This window comes from uncultured Jannaschia sp. (assembly GCF_947503795.1).
GTDB lineage: Bacteria > Pseudomonadota > Alphaproteobacteria > Rhodobacterales > Rhodobacteraceae > Jannaschia.
Genome location: NZ_CANNEZ010000001.1, coordinates 2,035,866 through 2,057,445 on the forward strand (window position 1 = coordinate 2,035,866; position 21,580 = coordinate 2,057,445).

23 protein-coding genes are annotated in these 21,580 nt (G+C 69.7%); 11 read left to right on the top strand and 12 right to left on the bottom strand.

The genetic code is table 11. From position 1 onward, the window contains the following. From lptF to pdxA, 5 genes are read left to right on the top strand one after another with little or no spacing between them, the layout of a single operon-like run. A complete protein-coding gene (gene lptF, locus Q0833_RS10635) occupies positions 1–1,116 on the top strand; it encodes an LPS export ABC transporter permease LptF (RefSeq protein WP_298433843.1) in 1,116 nt (371 codons plus the stop codon). Continuing rightward, entirely contained in the window at positions 1,113–2,210 is a 1,098-nt protein-coding gene (gene lptG, locus Q0833_RS10640) for an LPS export ABC transporter permease LptG (protein ID WP_298433846.1), read from the top strand. The genes lptF and lptG overlap by 4 nt, the downstream gene beginning before the upstream one ends. Beyond that, the gene (locus tag Q0833_RS10645) at positions 2,210–4,339 is read left to right on the top strand and encodes an LPS assembly protein LptD (protein ID WP_298433848.1); all 2,130 of its coding nucleotides are present in this window, start codon (positions 2,210–2,212) and stop codon (positions 4,337–4,339) included. Before lptG ends, Q0833_RS10645 begins: the two co-directional genes overlap by 1 nt. Positions 4,340–4,350: 11 nt before the next feature. Beyond that, positions 4,351–5,553, top strand: a complete 1,203-nt coding sequence (locus tag Q0833_RS10650; protein ID WP_298433851.1) for a peptidylprolyl isomerase — start codon at positions 4,351–4,353, stop codon at positions 5,551–5,553. Then, complete coding sequence (gene pdxA / locus Q0833_RS10655; RefSeq protein WP_298433854.1) at positions 5,531–6,511, top strand: 4-hydroxythreonine-4-phosphate dehydrogenase PdxA; 981 nt, start codon at positions 5,531–5,533, stop codon at positions 6,509–6,511. Before Q0833_RS10650 ends, pdxA begins: the two co-directional genes overlap by 23 nt. Here pdxA and Q0833_RS10660 read toward each other — a convergent pair. After that, the gene (locus tag Q0833_RS10660; protein ID WP_298433857.1) at positions 6,508–6,891 is read right to left on the bottom strand and encodes a hypothetical protein; all 384 of its coding nucleotides are present in this window, start codon (positions 6,889–6,891) and stop codon (positions 6,508–6,510) included. The genes pdxA and Q0833_RS10660 overlap by 4 nt on opposite strands. A gap of 66 nt (positions 6,892–6,957) precedes the next feature. On the opposite strand from Q0833_RS10660, the gene Q0833_RS10665 reads away from it, so the two are divergent. Further along, positions 6,958–7,476, top strand: a complete 519-nt coding sequence (locus Q0833_RS10665) for a TetR/AcrR family transcriptional regulator (RefSeq protein WP_298433860.1) — start codon at positions 6,958–6,960, stop codon at positions 7,474–7,476. Positions 7,477–7,485: 9 nt separating this feature from the next. Continuing rightward, entirely contained in the window at positions 7,486–8,322 is an 837-nt protein-coding gene (gene rsmA / locus Q0833_RS10670) for a 16S rRNA (adenine(1518)-N(6)/adenine(1519)-N(6))-dimethyltransferase RsmA (protein WP_298433863.1), read from the top strand. A gap of 9 nt (positions 8,323–8,331) precedes the next feature. On the opposite strand, the gene Q0833_RS10675 is transcribed toward rsmA, so the two are convergent. The 3 genes from Q0833_RS10675 to prfA all read right to left on the bottom strand — a co-directional run bounded on the left by Q0833_RS10675 (position 8,332) and on the right by prfA (position 11,132). Then, positions 8,332–9,060, bottom strand: a complete 729-nt coding sequence (locus tag Q0833_RS10675) for a DUF4167 domain-containing protein (protein ID WP_298433866.1) — start codon at positions 9,058–9,060, stop codon at positions 8,332–8,334. 201 nt (positions 9,061–9,261) lie between these two features. Next, positions 9,262–10,080: a peptide chain release factor N(5)-glutamine methyltransferase gene (gene prmC / locus Q0833_RS10680; protein WP_298433869.1), complete on the bottom strand. Its 819-nt coding sequence runs from the start codon at positions 10,078–10,080 to the stop codon at positions 9,262–9,264. Continuing rightward, the gene (gene prfA / locus Q0833_RS10685; protein ID WP_298433872.1) at positions 10,077–11,132 is read right to left on the bottom strand and encodes a peptide chain release factor 1; all 1,056 of its coding nucleotides are present in this window, start codon (positions 11,130–11,132) and stop codon (positions 10,077–10,079) included. Before prfA ends, prmC begins: the two co-directional genes overlap by 4 nt. Positions 11,133–11,209: 77 nt before the next feature. On the opposite strand from prfA, the gene Q0833_RS10690 reads away from it, so the two are divergent. Then, positions 11,210–11,440: a hypothetical protein gene (locus Q0833_RS10690; protein ID WP_298433874.1), complete on the top strand. Its 231-nt coding sequence runs from the start codon at positions 11,210–11,212 to the stop codon at positions 11,438–11,440. Here Q0833_RS10690 and Q0833_RS10695 read toward each other — a convergent pair. The 3 genes from Q0833_RS10695 to Q0833_RS10705 are packed head-to-tail and all read right to left on the bottom strand — an operon-like array spanning position 11,437 to position 12,565. Then, on the bottom strand, positions 11,437–11,853 hold the full coding sequence (locus tag Q0833_RS10695; RefSeq protein WP_298433877.1) for a DUF6314 family protein: 417 nt from the start codon (positions 11,851–11,853) through the stop codon (positions 11,437–11,439). The genes Q0833_RS10690 and Q0833_RS10695 overlap by 4 nt on opposite strands. Further along, positions 11,850–12,230, bottom strand: coding sequence for a diacylglycerol kinase (locus tag Q0833_RS10700; RefSeq protein ID WP_298433880.1), 381 nt, complete (start codon positions 12,228–12,230; stop codon positions 11,850–11,852). The genes Q0833_RS10695 and Q0833_RS10700 overlap by 4 nt, the downstream gene beginning before the upstream one ends. Continuing rightward, positions 12,227–12,565 (bottom strand): hypothetical protein, encoded by a 339-nt coding sequence (locus tag Q0833_RS10705; RefSeq protein WP_298433883.1) that lies wholly within the window; start codon positions 12,563–12,565, stop codon positions 12,227–12,229. Before Q0833_RS10705 ends, Q0833_RS10700 begins: the two co-directional genes overlap by 4 nt. Positions 12,566–12,636: 71 nt before the next feature. Between Q0833_RS10705 and purB the strand changes: the two genes are divergently transcribed. After that, positions 12,637–13,941 carry an adenylosuccinate lyase gene (purB, locus tag Q0833_RS10710; RefSeq protein WP_298433886.1) on the top strand — a complete coding sequence of 435 codons (1,305 nt, stop codon included), beginning with the start codon at positions 12,637–12,639 and terminating at the stop codon, positions 13,939–13,941. A gap of 40 nt (positions 13,942–13,981) precedes the next feature. On the opposite strand, the gene Q0833_RS10715 is transcribed toward purB, so the two are convergent. Further along, on the bottom strand, positions 13,982–14,263 hold the full coding sequence (locus tag Q0833_RS10715; protein WP_298433889.1) for a hypothetical protein: 282 nt from the start codon (positions 14,261–14,263) through the stop codon (positions 13,982–13,984). A gap of 150 nt (positions 14,264–14,413) precedes the next feature. Between Q0833_RS10715 and Q0833_RS10720 the strand changes: the two genes are divergently transcribed. Beyond that, positions 14,414–14,581 carry a hypothetical protein gene (locus Q0833_RS10720; RefSeq protein ID WP_298433892.1) on the top strand — a complete coding sequence of 56 codons (168 nt, stop codon included), beginning with the start codon at positions 14,414–14,416 and terminating at the stop codon, positions 14,579–14,581. 185 nt (positions 14,582–14,766) lie between these two features. On the opposite strand, the gene guaD is transcribed toward Q0833_RS10720, so the two are convergent. After that, positions 14,767–16,047: a guanine deaminase gene (gene guaD / locus Q0833_RS10725; protein WP_298433895.1), complete on the bottom strand. Its 1,281-nt coding sequence runs from the start codon at positions 16,045–16,047 to the stop codon at positions 14,767–14,769. A gap of 90 nt (positions 16,048–16,137) precedes the next feature. Between guaD and mgtE the strand changes: the two genes are divergently transcribed. Beyond that, positions 16,138–17,541 (top strand): magnesium transporter, encoded by a 1,404-nt coding sequence (gene mgtE / locus Q0833_RS10730; RefSeq protein WP_298433898.1) that lies wholly within the window; start codon positions 16,138–16,140, stop codon positions 17,539–17,541. 122 nt (positions 17,542–17,663) lie between these two features. On the opposite strand, the gene recN is transcribed toward mgtE, so the two are convergent. The 3 genes from recN to lpxC form a co-directional block, all read right to left on the bottom strand. Continuing rightward, a complete protein-coding gene (gene recN / locus Q0833_RS10735; protein WP_298433901.1) occupies positions 17,664–19,322 on the bottom strand; it encodes a DNA repair protein RecN in 1,659 nt (552 codons plus the stop codon). Between the two features lie 377 nt (positions 19,323–19,699). Next, the gene (locus Q0833_RS10740; RefSeq protein WP_298433904.1) at positions 19,700–20,533 is read right to left on the bottom strand and encodes an outer membrane protein assembly factor BamD; all 834 of its coding nucleotides are present in this window, start codon (positions 20,531–20,533) and stop codon (positions 19,700–19,702) included. Between the two features lie 99 nt (positions 20,534–20,632). Continuing rightward, positions 20,633–21,547 carry a UDP-3-O-acyl-N-acetylglucosamine deacetylase gene (gene lpxC / locus Q0833_RS10745; RefSeq protein ID WP_298433907.1) on the bottom strand — a complete coding sequence of 305 codons (915 nt, stop codon included), beginning with the start codon at positions 21,545–21,547 and terminating at the stop codon, positions 20,633–20,635. Positions 21,548–21,580: the final 33 nt, after the last annotated feature.

Consider the following 21,580-nt stretch of genomic DNA (forward strand, 5'->3'; position numbering starts at 1 on the left):
TTGGGACTATTCGACAGATACCTCGCGGGGCAGTTGCTGATCTATTTCGGCTTCTTCAGCCTTGTGCTCGTCGCGGTCTATTGGGTGAACCGCGCGATCGGGCTGTTCGACCGGCTGATCGCGGGCGGCTCGTCGGTGGTGACCTTCCTCGAGTTCACCGCGCTGGCGTTGCCGAACGTGATCTATGCCGTGTTGCCGGTCTCGGCCTTGGTGGCGACGCTCTACGGCATCAACCGGCTCTCGGGCGACAGCGAGATGGTGGTGGCGCAGACCACGGGCCTGTCGCCCTGGCGGCTGGCGCGCCCGGTCCTGATCTTCGGGGCGGCCGCAGCAATCATGATCTCGGTGCTGGGGCACCTTCTGGTGCCCGCCGCTCGCACGGCGCTGTCCGAGCGCGGCGAGGCGCTGAGCCAGGACGTCACCGCGCGGTTCCTGACCGAGGGCGAATTCCTGCACCCCGGCGACGGCGTGACCGTCTACGTCCGCGAGATCACCGAGGCGGGCGAGCTTCTGGGCCTGTTCCTGCAGGACCGACGCAGCCCCGATGCGCGCACGTCCTATACCGCCGAGCGCGCGCTCCTGGTCCGCGCCGACGGGGCGACGCGGCTGGTGATGTTCGACGGCATGGCCCAGACGCTCGAGGTGCCGACGCGCAGCCTCGTCACGACGACCTTCGACGATTTCGCTTATGACCTGGCGGGTCTTGCCGGGGGCGAGGTCGATCGTGTTCTCGATCCGCGCGAGCTGTCGACGGCCGCGCTCCTGCGCGCGGATGCCGAGGCGCAGCGGATCACCGGCGCCGATGTCGCCAAGCTGCGATATGAGGGGCATGCGCGCTTTGCGGATGCGGCCTTCGCGCTGGTGCTGCCGGTGATGGCCCTGGGGTTCCTGATGCTGGGCGGCTATTCGCGGCTGGGACTCTGGCGGCAGATCCTCGGCGCGGTGTTGGCCGCCATCGTGCTGGAGATGCTCGGCAACGTGGCCGAGAACACCGTTCGGCGCGACGCCGACCTCTGGCCGCTGGTCTATCTCCCGGCGCTTCTGACGGCGGCGCTGGCGGCGGCTCTGATCTGGCGGGATACGCGCGGGCCGTATCTGATCGGACGGCCGGCGTGATCCTCGCGACCTATATCGCGCGGCGCTTCGCCTGGCTGGTGCTGATGGTGACGCTGGTCTTCACGGGACTTCTACTGCCCATCGACCTGATGGAGCAGCTCCGCCGGCTCGACGGGCAGGAGGCGGGCTTCGGCGACGGGCTGCGGCTGGCGGCGCTGAACCTGCCGGCGGCGCTCTACCAGATCCTGCCGCTCATCGTGATCCTGTCGACGCTGGCGCTGTTCCTCGCCCTCGCCCGATCGTCGGAACTGGTGGTGATCCGGGCCGCCGGGCGCTCGGCGCTGCGCGCGCTGCTGGCCCCGGTCGCGGCGGCTCTGGTGTTGGGCCTCGCCGCGCTGATCGTGGTGAACCCGATCGTGGCGGCCACCCAGGGCGTCTACGAGCGGGAGATCGCGGGGTTCCGCACCGGTCTCTCGAGCGTGCTGTCGATCAGCGAGGAGGGCGTCTGGCTGCGTCAAGGCGACGCCAGCGGCCAGACGGTGATCCGCGCCGCACGCTCGTCGCTCGACGGCACGATCCTGTTCGAGGCGACCTTCATCGCCTTCGACGCGGGCGGCACGCCGGTCGAGCGGATCGACGCCGCACGGGCCGAACTCTCAGAAGGGCAATGGCTCCTGGAGGACGCCAAGCGCTGGCCGCTGGGCAGTTCGGACAACCCCGAGCGCGACGCGCAGGCCGTGCCCTTCGCCACGGTCCCGTCGAGCCTGACGCGCGAGGGCATCCGCGACAGCTTCGGCGTCCCCTCCTCGATCCCGATCTTCCAGCTTCCCGGCTTCATCCGGCAGCTCGATGCGGCGGGCTTCTCGGGGCGGACGCACCGGGTCTGGCTGCATATGGAACTGGCGAACCCCTTCATGCTGGCCGCGATGGTGCTGATCGGAGCAGCCTTCTCGATGCGACACTCGCGCGCGGGAAAGTCCGGCATCATGGTGCTCTCGGCGCTGCTTTTGGGGTTCGGCGTGTTCTTCCTGCGCAACTTCGCGCAGGTGCTGGGCGAGAACGGACAGCTTCCCGTGATGCTCGCCGCCTGGGCGCCGCCGCTGGCCGCGATCCTTCTGTCGCTGGGCGTCATCCTTCGGCTGGAGGACGGCTGATGCGGCTGGTCCTCGCCCTCGTGCTCGCGCTTCTCGCGGCTCCCGCATCGGCCCAGCAAGGTCCCGCAACGCTGGTGGCCGACAGGATCGATTTCGACGCGACCCGGCTGATCGCCTCGGGCGGGGTCGAGATCTTCTCGGACGGGCGTATCCTGCGGGCCAGCCGCATCACCTATTTGCGGGCCGAGGACCGGCTGGTGGTCGAAGGGCCGCTCGTGCTGCTCGACGGCGAGGGCAGCATCGCCGTGGCCGATTTCGCGTCGCTCTCGGCGGATCTGCGGTCGTCTGTCCTTCAGGGTGCGCGGCTGGTGCTGAACGAACAGCTCCAGATCGCCGCGACCGAGATCGCGACCGGGGCCGAGGGGCGTTACACCCAACTCTACCAAGCCGTCGCCTCGTCCTGCGAGGTCTGTGCCGCGAACCCGGTCCCGCTTTGGCAGATCCGCGCCAAGCGCATCGTCCACGATACCGAGGCGCGGCAACTCTATTTCGAGAATGCCCGCTTCGAGGTGCTGGGCGTGCCGGTCGCGTGGTTGCCGCTCCTGCGGCTGCCGGACCCGTCGCTCGAGCGGTCGCGAGGCGTGCTGGCCCCGCGTTTCTCCTCGGACGATCTGCTGGGCACCGGCGTCACGGTGCCGTATTTTATCCCGCTCGGGCCGTCGCGTGACATCACGCTCCTGCCCTACGTCACCAATACCGAGACGCGAAGCCTGGGCTTTCGCTACCGGCAGGCCTTCGACAACGGCGCGATCGAGATCAACGGCGCGGTCTCGGACGACACGGTCACCAATGACGACCTGCGCGGCTATCTCTTCGCCGAAGGCGCGTTCCTTCTGCGCGGCGACTGGCGGCTGGAATTCGACGTCGAGACCGTCAGCGACGATACCTACCTTCTGAACTACGACATCAGCGAGAAGGATCGCCTCGACAGCCGCATCGCGGTCACCCGGATCGACCGCGACGACCGGGTGCTGGCCGAGGCCATCGTGTTCGACAGCCTCAGGGCAGGCGACGACAACCGGTTCCTTCCGACGCGCGTCGTCACCGTCGAGAGCCAGCGCCGGGTGCCGCGCAGCGTGCTCGGCGGACAGGCGATCTGGACGCTCCAGGCCCATGCGCGCGAACGGACGGCAAGCGAGGTGCCGCTCGGCTTTCCGACCAATTCCGCGCGCGACGTGGCCCGCGCCTCGGCGGCGTTCGACTGGCGGCGGACCGAGATCCTCGGCAACGGGCTGGTGCTGACCGGGATCGCCGGGCTGCATCTCGATGCCTACAGTGTGCAGCAGGATCCGACCTTCGCCGACACGACCTTCGCGCGGGCGGTGCCCTATGGCGGGTTCGAGGCGCGGCTGCCGCTGGCGCGGGCGGGCGCGGGCGGTGTGCGCCACCTGATCGAGCCGGTCGTGCAGGTGATCTTCTCGCCCGACAACCGCGCCCGTACGCCCAACGAGGACAGCCTGACGCCGGAGTTCGACGAGGGAAATCTCTTCTCCGAGCAGCGCTTCGCCGGTCGCGACACGCGCGAGCTGGGCAACCGGGTCAATATCGGCATCGGCTACAGCCGGTTCTCGCCCACGGGCTGGACGCTGGGCGCGACGGTGGGCCGTGTGCTGCGCGATGACGACCTGGGGCAGTTCCGGCCGGGCACCGGGCTCGACGGGCGAAGCTCGGACTGGCTCGTCTCGGCCAGCGCGGAATATCGCGACCGCTTCCACCTGATGCAGCGGTCGATCTTCGACGACCAGTTCGACTTCGCCCGCTCCGAGACGATCCTGCGCTGGACCGGCCCGCGCCATTCGCTCCAGACGCGCTACACCTGGCTCGAGGCCGATGTCGCGGCGGGGCGTCCGATCGACACGTCGGAATGGGCGCTGGACGCATCGCGCGACCTTGGCGGCGACTGGACGGGGCGGGTGAACTGGCGATATGACTTCGTCACGAACGATGCCAGCCGCGCGGGCGCGGGCCTGACCTACCGGTCGGATTGCGTGACGGTGGATTTCGACGTGGAGCGGCGCTTCACCTCGAACACCACGCTGCGCCCCTCGACCCGGTTCGGGCTGGGGGTGGAGCTGGCGGGCTTCGGAGCGGACGACAGGCGCACGCGAAAGAGGCGCTGCGGAATATGAGGGGCTGGGGCATGACGAGATTTCTAGGCGCGCTGATGATCGCCGCGATGGTGCTCTGGGCACCCGCGGGGGCGATGGCGCAGAACCTCTTCGCCGCCGCCGCGCGCGTGAACGGGGCCGCCATCACCGAATACCAGGTGCAGCAGCGAGCCCTCTTCCTGTCGCTCCTGCGCGCGCCCGACGCCACCTACGAGGGGGCCCGCGAGAAGCTGATCGAGGAGACGCTGCAGGTCGAGGCGGCGCGCGCCGCAGGTCTGCAACTCACCGCCGAGGAGCTGGACGCGGGCATGGTCGAGTTCGCCTCGCGTGCCAACCTGAGCCCCGACGAGTTCATCGCCGCGCTCGAGGGCGCGGGTGTCGCCGGCGAGACGTTCCGCGACTTCGTGCGCAACGGCCTCTACTGGCGGCAACTCGTGCAGCAGCGCTTCGGGCCGCAGTCGCGCCCCTCCGAGGCCGAGATCGAACGGACGCTGGCACGAGGCGGCGGGGCCGCGGTTCGCGTCCTCCTGTCCGAGATCGCGCTGCCGCTGACCCCCGAGACGCAGGACGAGGTGACGGCCCTGGCCCAGCGCCTGTCGGACACCGTCGTGGGCGAAGCCGCGTTCCAGCGCGCCGCCCGCGCCTACAGCCGTTCGCCCTCGCGGGCGCGGGGCGGCCGGGTCGACTGGGTTCCACTGGCGAACCTCGCCCCGCCCATCGCCGCCGCCGTCCTGACGCTGGCGCCGGGCGAAACCTCGGACCCGGTCAATCTCGGGTCCTTCATCGGCCTCTTCCAGCTTCGCGATCTCGACGAGACCGGAACCGCGACCGAGCCCACGACCGTTGATTACGCCGAATATCTCATTCCCGGCGGGCGCACCCCCGAGGCGCTGGGCGCGGCCGCGCGGCTCGCCGACCAGGTCGACACCTGCGACGATCTCTACGGTGTGGCGAAGGGCCAGTCGCCCGAGCGCCTGATCCGCGAGACCCGGCCCCTGGCCGAGCTGCCCAACGACCTGCGCCAGGAGCTGGCCAAGCTCGATGACGGCGAGGTCTCGACCCTGCTGACCCGGGGGGCGAACCTGCGCTTCGTGATGATGTGCGGCCGCGTCGTCGAACCCGAGGAGGGCGCCTTCGAGACGCTGGGCCAGCAGCTTCTGAATCAGCGCCTGACGAGCTATGCGCAGGGCTTCCTCGACGAGCTGCGCGCAGATGCCATCATCGAGATCCCCTGACGCCGCACCCGTCGCGGTCACCTGCGGCGAGCCTGCGGGGATCGGCCCCGAGGTCGTCGCCAAGGCGCGCATGGCCGCGCCCGACCTGCCGTTCTTCGTCATCGGCAACCCGGACCATTTCGCGGGCCACGGCACCCCGGTCGACGTGATCGATAACCCGTCCGGCGCGCGGACGGACGCCCTCTCGGTCCTGCCCCACGACATCCCCGGCCCCGCGCGGCCGGGCCATCCCGACGGCGCGCAGGCGGCGGGCGTGATCTCGGCCATCGCGCGGGCGGTCGACCTGACGCAATCGGGCGCCGCCTCTGCGGTCTGCACCGCGCCGATTCACAAGAAGGCGCTGAAGGACGGGGCCGGTTTCGCCTATCCCGGCCATACCGAGTACCTCGCGGCGCTGGGCGGAAATGTCGACGTGGTGATGATGCTCGCCTGCCCCGAGCTTCGCGTCGTACCCGCGACGATCCACATCGCGCTTGAGGCCGTGCCCGCCGCGCTGACGCCCGAGGGGCTGGAATCGACGCTGCGGATCACCCATGCGGGCCTGCGCCGGGATTTCGGGATCGACGCGCCCCGCATTGCCGTGGCGGGCCTCAACCCCCATGCGGGCGAGGGCGGCACCATGGGCCGCGCCGAAGTCGAATGGATCGCGCCCCTCGTCGCGCGGCTCGGCCCCGAGCTCGGCTGCTTCGGTCCCCTGCCCGCCGACACGATGTTCCACGCGGGCGCGCGCGCGGGCTATGACGCGGCGGTTGCGATGTATCACGATCAGGCGCTGATCCCGATCAAGACCATCGACTTCGCGGGCGGCGTCAATGTCACGCTGGGCCTGCCCTTCGTGCGCACCTCGCCCGACCACGGGACGGCCTTCGACATCGCGGGGACCGGGCGGGCCGATCCCACCTCGATGGTCGCCGCGCTCCGGCTCGCGTGGGAGATGGCGGGGCGCCGCGCCGCCTAGGCCGGCTGCGCCGCGCGGCGCGCCCGCAGCCACGAAAGCCGCGCCGCCATCGCGCAGACCCCGATCGAGCCGGTCGCGAGCACGAGGAGGAGCCACGGGACGACCCGCATCCCCTCGGCGCGCGCGGCGGGCACCAGCGCGGTCAGCGCGACGGCGATGGCGAGCAGGAGGTCGATCCAGATCTGAACCCCCCATGCGTTGCGCGTATGTTCGACCCAGAACCCGAAGGGCCCGCCGCGGGTGATGGCGAGGAGCGACCAGAGCGTGAGCCCCGCCGCGCCCAGCGCGGGGAGGATCCACCCCGGCGCGGCATTGCGGGAGACGAGGAAGGCGAGATAGGCCAGCAGGAGGCCGGCGGCGAGGAGGGCTGGAACGATCATGGCAATCTCCGAATGTAGCAGGTGCTACAATCTAGCGAATTGTAGCGCTTGCTACAAGGCCCGTTCGTGAGCCGTCGCGACGCGCTCCTGCCGCTCCTGGCAGAGCAAATGCTGACCCACGGGCTCGACATGCCGCTGCGTCCGCTCGCCGATGCGGTGGGGACCAGCGACCGGATGCTGCTTTACTATTTCGAGACGCGCGAGGAGCTGGTGGCCGCCGTGCTGGGCCATCTGGGCCAGGCCTTCACGCAACGCCTCGCCACGGCGCATCCCGGCGGCCCGGCGCCGTCGCTTCACGCGCTGTCGGGCCTGATCCTCGACGTCGCGCGCGATCCCGCGCTCACCCGCACCGTGCGCGTGTGGTTCAGCCTCCTGTCCGATCCCGCACGCCGCCCACTCGCCGCCGGGATCATCGCGGGCTATCACGAATGGCTGGCCACGGCCTTGCCCGACGGTGCAGATCCGGACGCGGCCGACGCGCTCCTGGCCTTCGTCGAGGGCGCAATCGTGCTCGACGCGGCCGGCCAGTCGGACCGCGTCGACCGCGCGCGGGCCGTGCTGTTCCCGCCGCCCGATGCGGGTTAGACGCCGCCCATGAGCCAGATCGACGACCTGCCCCCCTTGCGCGACGTGATCGCCGCCCATGACCTGCGTGCGAAGAAGTCGATGGGGCAGAACTTCCTTCTCGACCTGAACCTGACGGCGCGGATCGCGCGGGTGTCGGGGAAACTCGATGGCGCGCGCGTCCTGGAGGTCGGGCCGGGGCCCGGCGGCTTGACGCGGGCCCTTCTGGCCGAGGGCGCCGGGCGCGTCGTCGCCATCGAGAAGGACGCCCGCTGCCTGCCCGCGCTGGCCGAGATCGCGGCGCGCTATCCGGGTCGGCTGGAGGTCGTGTCGGGTGACGCGCTCGAGGTCGAGGTGCCGCTCGAGGCGCCGTGGCGGGTGGTGGCGAACCTGCCCTACAATGTGGGCACCGAGCTTCTGGTGCGCTGGCTGACGCCCGCCGCCTGGCCACCCCCGTGGGAGAGCCTGACGCTGATGTTCCAGCGCGAGGTGGCCGAGCGGATCGTGGCGGCGCCGGGATCGAAAGCCTATGGGCGGCTGGCGATCCTCGCGCAGTGGCGCTGCGACGCGCGGATCGCGATGACCCTGCCGCCCGAAGCCTTCGCGCCGCCGCCCAAGGTGTCGTCGGCGGTGGTCCACCTGACCGCCCTGCCCGCGCCGCGCTTCGAGGCGGATGCGCAGGTGTTGAGCCGGGTCGTGGCGACGGGCTTCAATCAGCGGCGCAAGATGCTGCGTGCCGCGTTGAAGGGCCTCGGACCTGATATCGAGGACCGGCTGCGCGCGGCCGGCATCGCGCCGACGCAACGGGCCGAAGAGGTCACGCTGGAACAGTGGTGCGCGCTGGCGCGGGCGGTGGCGGCCGCCTGACCCGAGGGGTCAGTCCTGCGGCGTCGCCTCGCTCTCGGGGGCCGGGGCCTTCTTGCGCACACGGGATCGCTTGGGCTTGTCCTCGGGCGCGGCCTCGGGGCCGCCCTGTGCGGGCACGGCGGCCTCGGTCGCGACGGGTTCGGCGCGCGGCGCTTCGGTCGTCTCGGGCGCGCTGCGCTCGTGGGTGTCGCCGGCCTGATCGCCGACACCGTCGCGGTCGTTGCCGCCCCGATCGTCACGCCGGTCATCCGAATTGCGATCGTCGCGGTCCCGCCGGTTGCGGCTGCGGCGCTTGGGGCCACCCTCGTTCGGCGGGCCGTCCTGCCCGCCCTGGTTGTTCTGCTGCGGTTGGCCGCCATTCTGCTGGCCGACCTGCTGGCCGCCACCGTTCTGGTTGCCGTTGCCGCCGCCCTGGCCGTTCTGCTGACCGCCCTGCTGGCCGTTCTGGCCGCCCTGGTTCTGCTGGTTCTGCTGCTGGCGCGCGTCCATTTCCTTCTGCGCGGCGGCAAGGATGCGGGTGTAGTGCTCGGCGTGCTGCTGGAAGTTCTCGACGGCGACCCGGTCACCGGAGAGCTGCGCATCGCGGGCGAGCTGATTGTATTTCTCGATGATCTGCGCAGGCGTGCCGCGCACCTTCCCCTCGGGGCCCGAGCTGTCGAAAACGCGGTTGACGATATTACCGCCCTGGGGACGGTTGTTCCGGTTCTTGTTCCGCGAACGGGACTTGCTGCTTCTCATGCGTGGGGTGTTTCCGCTGATCTTGGCCGTTCGTGCTGGCCGGGGACCGATGGCCCCGGCGGGGCTCGAGAGGTCCGGATTGGTCGGGCAGGCACCCCGGATGCGCCTGCGGCGCGTCAGCATGGATGCTGGGGTGGTTATGGGTGGCATGCCTGCGACTTACAAGAGGATTCGTTGCAGTCTGCCCGTATTCGCGATGCCTCAGCGGGGATTTCCGCCGATGACGACGCGGTCGCGCCCGTCGAGATCGGATCGGATCTCCACGTCGCCGAGGCCTGCGGCCCGCCAGAGCGCCGCGACGGCCGCGCCTTGGGTCGGTCCGATCTCGACCATCAGGCGACCGAAGGGGGCGAGGCGCGCGGGCGCATCGCAGGCGATGATGCGGTAGGGGTCGAGCCCGTCGCCGCCGGGGGTCAGCGCGATCCGCGGCTCGCGCAGGACCTCGGGCGAGAGGTCGGCCATCTCGGCCTCGGCGATATAGGGCGGATTCGAGACGATGAGGTCGAAGGGGCCGTCGATCCCGTCGAGCCAGTCGGCGCGGCGGAGCGTCACCCGATCCGTCACGCCCAGGCGTTCGGCATTGTCGCGGGCCACCCCGAGGGCCGCCTCGGAGATGTCCGTGCCCGTGCCGGTCGCGTCCGGCCGCGCGGCCAGGAGCGACAGGAGGATGCAGCCCGAGCCGGTGCCGAGATCGAGCACGCGGTCGAAGGGTCCGGCGAGCGCGGCCTCGACCAGCGTTTCGGTGTCGGGGCGCGGGTCGAGCACGTCGGGGGTGACGCGGAACTCGTGGTCCCAGAAGGCGCGCCGCCCGGTGATGTGGCTGACCGGTTCGCGCGCGGCCCGGCGCTCGATGGCGGCGGCGAAGTGGCCAAGCGTGCCGGGTGGCAGGTCCGCGGGTGGACGGGCGCCGTTCGCGGCATGGGTCAGAAGGCGCGTTGCGTCGCCCTGCGGATCGGGGATGCCGGCGGCGGCGAGACGGGCCGTGGCCGCGCGCAGGGCCGCGGCGACCGGGTCGCTCACGCCCCCATCTCGGCCAGTTGCCGGGCTTGCAGATCGGCGGTCAGTGCGTCGATCACCTCGTCGAGATCGCCCTGCATCACCTGGTCGAGCTTGTAGAGCGTCAGGTTGATGCGGTGGTCGGTCATGCGGCCCTGCGGGAAATTATACGTGCGGATGCGCTCGGAGCGGTCGCCGGACCCGACCTGCGCGCGGCGATCCGAGGCGCGTTCGGCATCCGCCGCCGCGCGCTCGGCATCGTAGAGGCGGGCGCGCAGCACGTTCATCGCGATCTCGCGGTTGCGATGCTGGGACTTTTCGGCCGAGGTCACCATGATCCCCGTCGGCAGATGGGTGATGCGGACGGCGCTGTCGGTCGTGTTGACGTGCTGGCCCCCGGCGCCGCTGGCCCGCATCGTGTCGATGCGGATGTCAGTCGCTGGGATGTCGATCTCGACGGCCTCGGCCTCGGGCAGGACCGCGACGGTCGCGGCGCTCGTGTGAATACGCCCGCCGCTTTCGGTCGCGGGCACACGCTGGACACGGTGGACGCCGCTTTCGAACTTGAGGCGGGCGAAGACGTTCTCGCCCTCGACCCGGACGACCAGCTCCTTGATGCCGCCGAGATCGGTTTCCTGCCGCTCGACCACCTCCATGCGCCAGCCGCGCGCTTCGGCGTAGCGGCGATACATCGCCTCGAGATCGCCCGCGAAGAGCGCCGCCTCCTCGCCGCCGGTGCCGGGCCGGATCTCGAGGATCGCGGGCCGCGCGTCGGCGGCGTCTTTCGGCAGGAGCGCGATCTGCAACTCGGCTTCGAGCGCCGCGCGGCGGTTGGCGAGTTCGGGCAGTTCCGCGCGGGCCAGTTCCGCCATTTCGGGATCGTCCAGCATCGCCTGAGCCTCGGCCTCGGCCACCTCCAGCGCGCGCCAGTCGCGGGCCAGTTCGGCCACGGGCTTCACCTCGGCATATTCGCGTGTGAGGTCGGCGATTTCGGACGCGTCCGGCCCGGCATTCAGCCGCGCCTCAAGATATTCGAACCGTGAAAGGATCTGGTCGAGGCGGTCGCTGGGCATCATCTCGCGGGCTTGGCCGCTGCGCGTTCCTTGGTCAAGGGCCGCGCCCATGCTAAATGGAAGGCACAGGAGGACCGCTCATGTTGAGAACGATCGCCATCGCAATCTTCGCGACCCTGCCCGCCGTCGGCGCCTATGCGCAGGCCACGAAATCCATTCCCTGCGAATGCCGCGACACGACCGGCAACCTGCACGAGGTCGGTGCCAAGACCTGCCTGACGGTCGATGGGCGCACGTTCATGGCGCTGTGCGACATGTCGCTGAACGTCACGATCTGGCGCGATACGGGCGAAATCTGCCCGATGGGCTAGGCCCGCCGGTACGTCGTGACCGCACCGTAATCCTTGCGGGGCCCGCGCACGCGCCAGCGAACGGACCAGTCGGGCCAGCGCGTGAAGTCGTAGGTCAGCCGGTAATCGTCCGGGGGGCAGTCATGCGCCGCAGTCGGACGGTCGCCGCCCGTGATGCGATGAAACGGGCGGCCATCGCCGAACTGCACCGCGATGCCGTCCGGCGCGACTGTCCAGAGCGTCCGGCGCGTGGCCTCGAAGCGGCTGCCGTCGGGTCGCGTCATGGTTCCGGTCTCGACGCAGTCGAATCCGTCCGCGCCAGGCGTCCAGCGCGCGACGCCCGCGACCCGCGTCGTGCCGCCCGCTGCCTCGACGATGCGACGCCGGAGGTGCCACGCCCCTTCCAGCGCCGCCAATCGGGCCTCTGGTGTCACGCCAATGCCGACCCCAGCGCCCAGAGCGCGTGTCCGACGAATACAAGAAGGACGCAGCCGACCGCGAAACTGCCGAGGTCCTTTGCGTGCTTGGCGAATTCGCTGATCTCGGGCGAAACGCGATCGACCAGAAGCTCGATCGCCGTGTTGAGCGCCTCGGTCGCGAGGCCTGCGAGAAAGAGCGCGGCCATCACGCCCCATTGCACCGGACCCACCCCGACGACGAGGAACAGAAGCGCCGTGACCACCCCCATCACGAGCTGGATCTGCGCCGCGCGCTGGCGCATCAGGAACCGCCCGCCCGCAAGCGAATAACCGGTCGCGGCGACCGGGTGCATCCAGATGGGCTTGGCGTCTTTCTGCGGAGGGGTCGTCACTGGCGGAAGGCCCCTTCGGTCGCGTTCCCCCGGTCGTCCACGAAGCGGATGCGAGAGCCGTCGCCGGAAACCATGACGTCAAAGCAGGACCAGCTTTCGACGGGCGGCCAGACCGAGCAATAGCGCCCGGCGCTTTCCGTCCAGCGGCCGACCGAGGGCTCACCGGCCTCGTAACGCGTGCTGCCGTTCGAGCGGAACGCCTGCGTCGCCGACGGATACTCCACGGTCCGGCCCGAAAGCGTGCCGTAGACATCCGCGACGGGCCGCCAATCCTGCGCGGACACAGGCAGGGCCACGATGCAGAGCATGGCAGCGAGGCGGACGGTCGGACGCATCCCTGGGTCTCCTTCCCTTTCGGCGGCCCCCAGCGTAGGACGCCCGCGACCGACAGGAAAGGCCAGAGCCCATGATCCCCCGCTATTCCCGCCCCGACATGGTAAAGATCTGGTCGCCGGAGACGAAGTTCCGCATCTGGTTCGAGATCGAGGCCCATGCCTGCGACGCGATGGCCGATCTGGGTGTGATCCCGCGCGAGAACGCCGAGGCCGTCTGGACGGCGAAGGATGTCGAGTTCGACGTCGCCCGCATCGACGAGATCGAGGCCGTGACCAAACACGACGTCATCGCCTTCCTGACGCATCTGGCCGAGCATGTTGGCGCCGACGAGGCGCGGTTCGTGCATCAGGGCATGACGTCGTCGGACGTGCTCGACACTTGTCTCAACGTGCAGCTGACCCGGGCAGCGGACCTATTGATTGCGGATGTGGAGGCGCTTCTGGCGGCGCTGAAGCGACGCGCGCTGGAGCACAAGGACACGATCCGCGTCGGCCGCAGCCACGGCATCCATGCCGAGCCGACGACGATGGGCCTGACCTTCGCGCGCTTCTACGCCGAGATGGACCGCAACCTGCGGCGTCTGCTCACTGCGCGAGAGGAGGTGGCGACGGGCGCGATCTCCGGCGCGGTGGGCACGTTCGCCAATATCGACCCGGCGGTCGAGGCGCATGTTTGCGCGAAGATGGGCCTCGAGCCCGAGCCGATCTCGACCCAGGTGATCCCCCGCGACCGGCATGCGGCGTTCTTCGCGGCGCTGGGCGTCGTCGCCAGCAGCGTCGAGAACATCGCGACCGAGATCCGGCACATGCAGCGGACCGAGGTCCTTGAGGGGGCCGAGTTCTTCTCGATGGGCCAGAAAGGCTCGTCGGCGATGCCGCACAAGAAGAACCCGGTCCTGACTGAGAACCTGACCGGCCTTGCCCGGCTGGTGCGGGGGATGGTGATCCCGGCGATGGAGAACGTCGCCCTCTGGCACGAACGGGACATCTCGCATTCGAGCGTCGAGCGGATGATCGGGCCGGATGCGACGATCACGCTGGACTTCGCGCTGGCCCGGCTGACCGGTGTGATCGACAAGATGCTGATCTTCCCCGACAACATGCGCGCCAACATGGACAGGTTCCCCGGCCTCGTGATGTCGCAGCGCGTGCTTCTGGCGCTGACGCAGGCGGGCGTGTCGCGCGAGGATGCCTACGCGATGGTGCAGCGCAACGCCCTGAAGGTCTGGGAAACGCGAAGCGATTTCCGCGAGGAATTGCTGGCCGATCCAGAGGTGGTCGCGGCCCTCGGGGCGAACGGGATCGAGGCGAAGTTCGACGAGGCCTACCACACCAAGCATGTCGACACGATCTTCGCGCGGGTCTTCGGGGATTGACGGATCGGCCCGCCGCCCTTGGGGCGGCAGGCCGGATAACTCAGTTGCCGGAGGCGGCGCCTTCGACCGCTTCGGCGGCCCCTTCGACGGCAGCGGCCGCGCCCTCGGCGGCATCGGCTGCGCCTTCGTTGATGACCACGGTCGCGTCACCGCCGCCACCATCGGCGACATCGCCGCCGCTGGAGATGAACCAGAAGATCGCGAGCGCGGCGATCACGGCGCCGAGGATCAGCCAGAGCGCCGATCCGCCGGAGCCGGAGCGCGTTTCGACGACGTTGACGGTCGTCTTGGGTTCGGAGTGGGGGTCATTCGGGGTGGCCATGTCGGCTCCTATCGGTTGTGCAGGCATGCCCACAAAACGTGCAGCTGCACGGAAAGGTTGCAGCACCCACCCCGGGAATCGCGGCGGTCATTTGCGATCGCGCCCGGATGCGCTACCCTTACGTCACCCAGAACCCGAAGGAGCCGATCGATGAAGACCGTGAAACTCGTCCTCGCCGCCGCCATCCTGACCGGCGCGCCTGGCCTCGCCTTGGCGCAGGGGTGCAGCTACGGCAAGCAGCAGTCCGCCCAGATGTCCTGCGCGCCGGGCACCACGCTGAACGCCGAAACCGGCACCTGCGTCCCCGTCACCGGGTAACGACGCCTGCGCCGGGCCACCCGAGCCTGCGTAAGGTCGAAATAATGCGTTGAAAGACCCCGCTGGCCGGCGGGGCCTTCGCTTTGTATTGCCTATCCCGCATTTCGACAGATCCGCGGAGTCGCGGGACATCGGCCCTCGGATTTCGGACCCGGTCCCCCTGGACCCATGCGGCCAACGGTGGCTCAGCCCGTCGGCTCTCCTGCGATGTAGGTCTCGGCGATGGCGCGGTCGCCGCCCATCATGATGGTCGGGAAGACCGCCTCCCAGAGCGTATCGGCGCGCGCATGACGCTGGGCGATCACGGGGGTGGAGGCGAGGTCGAGGATGACGAGATCGGCGGCGCTTCCTTCGGCCAGCGTCCCGATCTCGTCCACGGCATGGAGCGCGCGGGCCGACCCTTCGGTCGCCAGCCAGAGAAGCTGCGCGGGGTGGAGGGCGCGGCCGTGCAGCTGCGCCACCTCGTAGGCCGCCGCCATCGTCCGCAGCATCGAGAAGTTCGAGCCGCCGCCGGTATCGGTCGCAAGGCCGACGCGGTGCGTCTCTGCCAGCCCCATATCGAAGAGGCCCGAGCCGATGAAGGTGTTGGAGGTCGGGCAATGCACGAGTGCCGCGCCCGTCTCGCGCAGGCGGGCGATCTCGCGCGGTTCCAGATGGATGGCATGGCCGTAGAGCCCGCGTTCGCCCAGCAGGCCATGCGCCTCGTAGGTGTCGAGATAGTCGCGCGCGTCGGGAAACAGATCGCGGACCCACGCGATCTCGTCGGTCTGCTCGGAGAGGTGGGTCTGCATCAGGCAATCGGGATGCTCGGCCCAGAGCGCGCCCAGAGCAGATAGCTGGTCGGGCGTCGACGTGGGCGAGAAGCGCGGCGTGATCGCGTAGCGCGCGCGCCCCGTGCCGTGCCAGCGGCCGAGAAGCGCGCGGCTGTCGTCATAGGCCGATTGCGCCGTGTCGCGCAGGTCGTCGGGTGCGTTGCGGTCCATGCAGGTCTTGCCCGCCCAGACCGCCATGCCGCGCGCCGCCGCCGCCTCGAAGATCGCGTCGACGCTGGCCGGGTGGATCGTGCAGTAGCTGGCCAGCGACGTGGTGCCATGGGCGCGGGCGAGGTCCAGCGTGCGATCGGCAATGCGCCGGGCATAGGCGGGGTCGCCGAAGCGCGCCTCCTCGGGGAAGGTATAGCTGTTCAGCCAGTCGATCAGGCGCTTGCCCCAGGATGCGATGATCGCCGTCTGCGGGTAATGCATATGCGCGTCGACGAAGCCCGGCAGGATCAGCGCGTCGCCATGGTCGCGGAGGGTCGCGTCCGGGAAGCGCGCCTGCATGGCGTCGCGCGTGCCGGTCGCGAGGATGCGCCCGTCCACGACGGCGACGGCGCCATGGCTCTCGTGTCGTGCCGCATCTTCGGGCGGGACGGTGAAGGGATCGGCGGTAAAGGCCAGAAGCTGGCCTGCAATGAGCATGGTCATGGGACCGGCGTAGCGCGCGCGCCAAATCCCCGCTACCCCTGACGCGACGGGCAGGCTATCGACGCGCAGACCCCAGTGGAGGCCGCGTCCATGCCCGAATTCGACGATGCCGTGATCGAGGCCGACACGCCCTACGAGGACGAGGTCGAGCTGGACGAGCCGCGCCTCAGGGCCATCGCGGAGGCGCTCGAGGCGCGCGAAAGCACGGCTCTCGACGACCTGCTGGAGCCGCTTCACGGGGCGGATATCGCGGACCTTCTCGAACAGTTGACCGACGCGCAGCGCGGCCTGCTGCTGGCGCTCTGGTCGGGACAGATCGACGGCGAGATCCTCTCGGAGCTCGACGAGGCGCTGCGCGAAGAGATCCTCGAGGCGCTGCCCGCCGAGGACGTCGCCGAGGCGGTGCGCGAACTCGACACCGACGATGTCGTCGACCTGATCGAGAACCTCGAGGATGCCGATCAGGCCACCGCCATCATGGGCGCGCTGACCGAGGTCGACCGGGTCGCGGTCGAACAGGCGCTGACCTATCCCGAGTTCTCCGCCGGCCGCCTGATGCAGCGCGAGGTCGTCGTCGCGCCGTCCTTCTGGACCGTGGGACAGGCCATCGACCACCTGCGGACGATCGACACGGATACTCTGCCCGAGCAGTTCTACCACGTCATCCTGACCGATCCGAGGATGCGGCCCGTGGGGCATGTGACGCTGGGCAAGATCCTCTCGACCCCGCGCGAGACGCCGCTGGCCGAGATCGAAGAGGAGAGCTTCCGGACCTTCGAGGTGGACGATCCCGAGAGCGAGGTCGCCTACGCCTTCAACCAGTACCACCTGATTTCGGCGCCCGTCGTCGATGCCGATGACCGGCTGCTGGGTGTCATCACCATCGACGACGCGATCCGGATCCTCGACGAGGAAGCCGAGGAGGACATCCTGCGCCTTGCCGGCGTCGATGCCGAAGAGAGCCTGTCGAATCGGACGCTGGGCGTCGTCCGGCGGCGCTTCCCGTGGCTGGCGGTCAACCTCGTGACCGCGATCCTCGCCTCGCTGGTGATCTCGCAGTTCGAGAGCGTCATCACCGAGATCGTGGCGCTGGCCGTGCTGATGCCGATCGTGGCGTCGATGGGGGGCAACGCGGGCACCCAGTCGCTGACCGTGGCGGTCCGGGCGCTGGCCACGCGCGACCTGACCGGCGCGAATGTCTGGCGGGTGATCCGGCGCGAGGTCATGGCAGGGGCGATCAATGGTGCTGCGTTCGCGGTCATCATGGGCGTGGTCGGGATCGTCTGGTTCGGCTCGCCGATGCTGGGCGTCGTCATCGCGGTGGCGATGGTCATCAACCTCGTCGTCGCGGGCTTCGCGGGCGTCGGCATCCCGGTGGTGCTTCAGAAGGCTGGTATCGACCCGGCGCTGGCCTCGGGCGCCTTCGTGACGACGGTGACAGATGTCGTGGGCTTCTTCGCGTTCCTCGGCCTCGCGGCGCTCTGGCTGCTGTGAGCGGGGACAAAATCTGACATCAGATTTTGCGGGCGCCCGTGGCACGGGCGTCGCGTGTGCCGGAGGGCGACGGCAGGACGCGACCGATGCGCCACGCATATTTCAGGAGCAAAGAGGCTGCGTCAGGCGGCCGCGTCGAGGAGGGCCCGGGCCGCGCCGCGGGCGGCCTCGGTGACGGTGTCGCCGGCAAGCATACGCGCGATCTCGTCGACCCGGTCGGCCTCGGCCACGGGTAGGACGGTGGAGGTGGTCGCGTCGCCCGTGCTGCGCTTCTCGACCCGCCAGTGATGCGCGCCGAGGGCTGCGACCTGCGGGCTGTGGGTGACGACGAGGACCTGACCGCCCTCGGCCAGTGCCTGAAGGCGGCGGCCCACGGCGTCGGCCGTCGCACCGCCGACCCCGCGATCGATCTCGTCGAAGATCAGGGTGAGGGACTTGTCGCCGCCGGTCAGGCAGACCTTCAGCGCCAGGAGAAACCGGCTGAGCTCGCCGCCCGAGGCGATCTTGTCGAGCGGGCCCGAGGGCGCGCCGGGATTGGTCGCGACCTCGAAGGCGACGTGGTCGGCGCCTTCGGGGCCGGGTTGGCCCGGCTGGACGATCGTGGTGAAGACCGCGCGTTCCATCTTGAGCGGGGCCAATTCGCGGGCCATGGCCGCGTCGAGGCGGGTCGCCGCGTCCCGCCGGAGCGTCGTCAGCGCCGCGGCGGCCGCGTCGTAGCGCGCGGCGGCAGCCGTCTCGGCCGCGGCGAGCCGCTCCAGCCCGCCCTCGGAGGCGTCGAGCAGGTCGAGACGCTGCCGCAGATCGGCGAGGAAGGCGGCGAGGTCGTCGGGCTGCACGCCGTGTTTGCGGGCCATGGCGCGGATCGCGAAGAGACGCTCCTCCGTCTCCTCGACCTCGCGCGGATCGAAGGTCAGCGCGTCGAGGCAGCTTTCGACGCCGGCCTGCGCCTCGCCCAGTTCGACCATGGCGCGCCCGAGCGCGTCGATCGCGCCCGCGAGGCTTTCGCCCGCCTGCTCGGCCGCGTCCTCCAGCCAACGGGTGGCGTCGAGCATCTGGCCCTCGGCTCCCTGCCCGCCGATCGCGGCAAGGGCCTTTGCGACGTCCTCATGGATCCGGCCCGAGGCCTGCATCAGGCGGCGGCGGGTGTCGAGCTCGGCCTCTTCGCCAGGCGTTGGCGACAGGCGGTCGCCCTCCTCGACGGCGTGGCGCAGGAACTCCTCTTCGGCGCGGGCCGCGTCGATCGTGGCGCGGGCGGCCTCGGTCGCGCGGCGGGCCTCGGCCAGCTCGGACCACGCGGCGCGCACGGCGGCGAGCGCGTCCCCGCCGCCCGCATAGGCATCCAGCAGTGCGCGATGGCCACGCACGTTCAGAAGGCCGCGATCGTCGTGCTGACCGTGGAGTTCGAGGAGCGTGTCCGAGAGCGCGCGCAGAACATCGCCGGTCACGCGCGTCCCGTTGACCCAGGCCGTCTTGCGCCCGTCGCGGGCATTGACGCGCCGCAGGAGAAGCTCGTCCTCCTCGGCCTCGATCTCGTGGGCATCGAGCACGTCGCGCGCCGGATGGCCGGGCGGCAAATCGAAGCTGGCCGTGACCTCGCCCTGCTTGGCGCCCTGGCGCACCAGTTCGGCCCGCCCGCGCCATCCGAGCACGAAGCCGAGACTGTCGAGCAGGATCGACTTCCCCGCCCCCGTCTCGCCGGTCAGCACATTGAGGCCGCCCCCGAATTCGAGGGAGAGCCGCTCGATGATGAGCATGTCGCGGATGTCGAGAGAGCGGAGCATGCGGGGGCGTCAGCGTCCTTGCGCGGGGGTGTCGCGGGGGCGCGACGAGACCCCGGTGTCGCTGATGTCTCGGTGATGGGGGGAACGGAGCATGCCGGATAATTAATGCGCCGCGGGAGGAATGGCGAGGGAATTGGGAGAGGATCGGCGCATGGGGGCCGCTCCCTCTAGATGCGCGTAGAACGAATGCTCAGACCAAGATCCCGGATGTCTGTCGGCAGCGCGCCTGGGCTGGGGGCGAACAGGGGACCTGCGTTAAACGCGACCATCGCGAGTCATGGATTGAGTCGGCGTCGCGTATGCGGTGGCCAGCCATTATACTGACGGCGCGCTGGCGCCAGCGGCCCGAACGGACCCGCGCGCGAAGGCACCCAGACCTAGAGCCAGTTGCCCCGGATCGTGCGGCGATAGATGTCGCGCAGCCAGCCGGTGCCCGCCGCCTCGGGCGAGAGGCCGCGGCCGGTCAATTGCCGAAAGGCGTCGTCGTAGAAGGGCGAGGACTGGAAATTGTGCCCGAGGATCGCGCCCGCGGTCTGGGCCTCCTCGGTGAGGCCGAGGGCCAGATAGGCCTCGACCAGGCGCATCAGGGCCTCGGGCGTGTGGGTCGTGGTCTGGAATTCCTCGACCACGGCGCGGAACCGGTTGATCGAGGACGGGTAGAAGCCGCGCTTGAGGTAGTAGCGCCCGATCTCCATCTCCTTGGCGGCGAGGTGATCGAAGGCGAGGTCGAACTTCAGGATCGACGAGCGGGCGTATTCGCTGTCGGGATAGGTCTCGATGACGGTGCGCAGGCTGGAGAGCGCCTGGAAGGTCAGGCCCTGGTCGCGGCCCACCTGGTCGATCTGGTCGTAATAGCTGAGCGCGAGGAGATATTGCGCGTAGGCCGCGTCCTCGTCTGCCGGGTAGAAGTCGATGAAGCGCTGGGCCGAGGCGCGCGCGTTCTCGTAGTCGCGATCCTCGTGATAGGCGAAGGCCTGCATGATGAGGCCGCGCTTGGCCCATTCGCTGTAGGGATAGAGCCGCTCGACCTCGCCGAAAAGGATGGCCGCATCATCGGGGTCACCGGCGGCGAGCTGGACTTCGGCCTGCTGGTAGATGCCTTCGGGCGACGTGTCTTCGAGATCGATGCTGGTCCCGCCGCGTCCACACGCCGCAAGGATCGCAAGCGCGGCGAGCGCGCCGGTCCATCGTATCGTTCCACCGGTCGTCATGTGGTCCAGATCCCCTGCCCCGTGCCCCCTGACAGGGCTTGCGCCGCACCATAGCGGCGACGGGTTGAGGTGTGAAGCATGCCGAGCGACCAATTCTCGTCAGAGATGCGTAAACACATCCTTCTCAAGACCCGCGCCGGGCAGGATGCCGCATTCGGCCGCCGTCAGCGTGCGGACGCGGTAGGCGAGCGGGTCGGCGAACAGAGCGTGCAGAAGCTTGTTCGTCATGGCGTGACCGGCACGGATGCCGGTGTAGCGACCGAGGATGGGCGCACCGGCCAGCGACAGGTCGCCCAGCGCATCGAGCATCTTGTGACGCACGGCCTCGTCGGTGTGGCGAAAGCCCTCGGGGTTCACGACGCGGTCGCCATCGACCACGACGGCGTTCGCAAGCGAGCCGCCGAGCGCCTTGCCCGCAGCATGCATCGCGTCGACATCGGACTGACGACAGAAGGTGCGGCTGTCGCAGAGCTCGCGCACGAACGTACCGTTCGACAGGCGCAGCACCTTGTGCTGCTGGCCGATGGCGCGGTCGGTGAAGTCGATGGAGAAGTCGATCTCGAGCTCGGGTGCGGGCGTCAGCGTGGCCGAGGCGGCACCGTCGGACACATGCACCCGGCGGAGCACTTCCAGAGCATGGACCGGCGCGTCCTGACGCGCGATGCCGGCCTTGAGGATGGCCCGCACGAAATCCGAGGCGGATCCGTCGAGGATGGGAACCTCGGGGCCGTCAATCTCGACGATGGCGTTGTTGATGCCGCAGCCGGTCAGCGCGGCCATGACATGCTCGACCGTCGAGACGGAAACGCCCGCCTCGTTGATCAGCAGCGTGCAGAGCGGCGAGGTCTCGACGCTGTCGTGGCGCGCGGCGATCATGCCGTTGCCCGCAACATCGGTGCGACGGAACCAGATCCCGTGATTTGCCATGGCGGGATGAATGGACATGCGGGCGGACCGGCCATGGTGCAGGCCGACGCCGGTGAAGTGGATCGCGGTGCGGATCGTGTTCTGCATGTCGTCTCAACCTCCGGGCGGCCATCGGGCACG

Coding starts and splice junctions, on each gene's coding strand:
- Q0833_RS10645 (WP_298433848.1), top strand. CDS start 2,210: ATGCGGCTGGTCCTCGCCCTCGTGCTCGCGCTTCTCGCGGCTCCCGCA.
- lpxC (WP_298433907.1), bottom strand. CDS start 21,547: ATGCAGAACACGATCCGCACCGCGATCCACTTCACCGGCGTCGGCCTG.
- purB (WP_298433886.1), top strand. CDS start 12,637: ATGATCCCCCGCTATTCCCGCCCCGACATGGTAAAGATCTGGTCGCCG.
- Q0833_RS10715 (WP_298433889.1), bottom strand. CDS start 14,263: ATGGCCACCCCGAATGACCCCCACTCCGAACCCAAGACGACCGTCAAC.
- prfA (WP_298433872.1), bottom strand. CDS start 11,132: ATGATGCCCAGCGACCGCCTCGACCAGATCCTTTCACGGTTCGAATAT.
- Q0833_RS10705 (WP_298433883.1), bottom strand. CDS start 12,565: ATGCGTCCGACCGTCCGCCTCGCTGCCATGCTCTGCATCGTGGCCCTG.
- Q0833_RS10675 (WP_298433866.1), bottom strand. CDS start 9,060: ATGAGAAGCAGCAAGTCCCGTTCGCGGAACAAGAACCGGAACAACCGT.
- Q0833_RS10690 (WP_298433874.1), top strand. CDS start 11,210: ATGTTGAGAACGATCGCCATCGCAATCTTCGCGACCCTGCCCGCCGTC.
- recN (WP_298433901.1), bottom strand. CDS start 19,322: ATGCTCCGCTCTCTCGACATCCGCGACATGCTCATCATCGAGCGGCTC.
- mgtE (WP_298433898.1), top strand. CDS start 16,138: ATGCCCGAATTCGACGATGCCGTGATCGAGGCCGACACGCCCTACGAG.
- guaD (WP_298433895.1), bottom strand. CDS start 16,047: ATGACCATGCTCATTGCAGGCCAGCTTCTGGCCTTTACCGCCGATCCC.
- Q0833_RS10740 (WP_298433904.1), bottom strand. CDS start 20,533: ATGACGACCGGTGGAACGATACGATGGACCGGCGCGCTCGCCGCGCTT.
- rsmA (WP_298433863.1), top strand. CDS start 7,486: ATGAGCCAGATCGACGACCTGCCCCCCTTGCGCGACGTGATCGCCGCC.
- Q0833_RS10720 (WP_298433892.1), top strand. CDS start 14,414: ATGAAGACCGTGAAACTCGTCCTCGCCGCCGCCATCCTGACCGGCGCG.
- Q0833_RS10660 (WP_298433857.1), bottom strand. CDS start 6,891: ATGATCGTTCCAGCCCTCCTCGCCGCCGGCCTCCTGCTGGCCTATCTC.
- pdxA (WP_298433854.1), top strand. CDS start 5,531: ATGCCATCATCGAGATCCCCTGACGCCGCACCCGTCGCGGTCACCTGC.
- Q0833_RS10650 (WP_298433851.1), top strand. CDS start 4,351: ATGACGAGATTTCTAGGCGCGCTGATGATCGCCGCGATGGTGCTCTGG.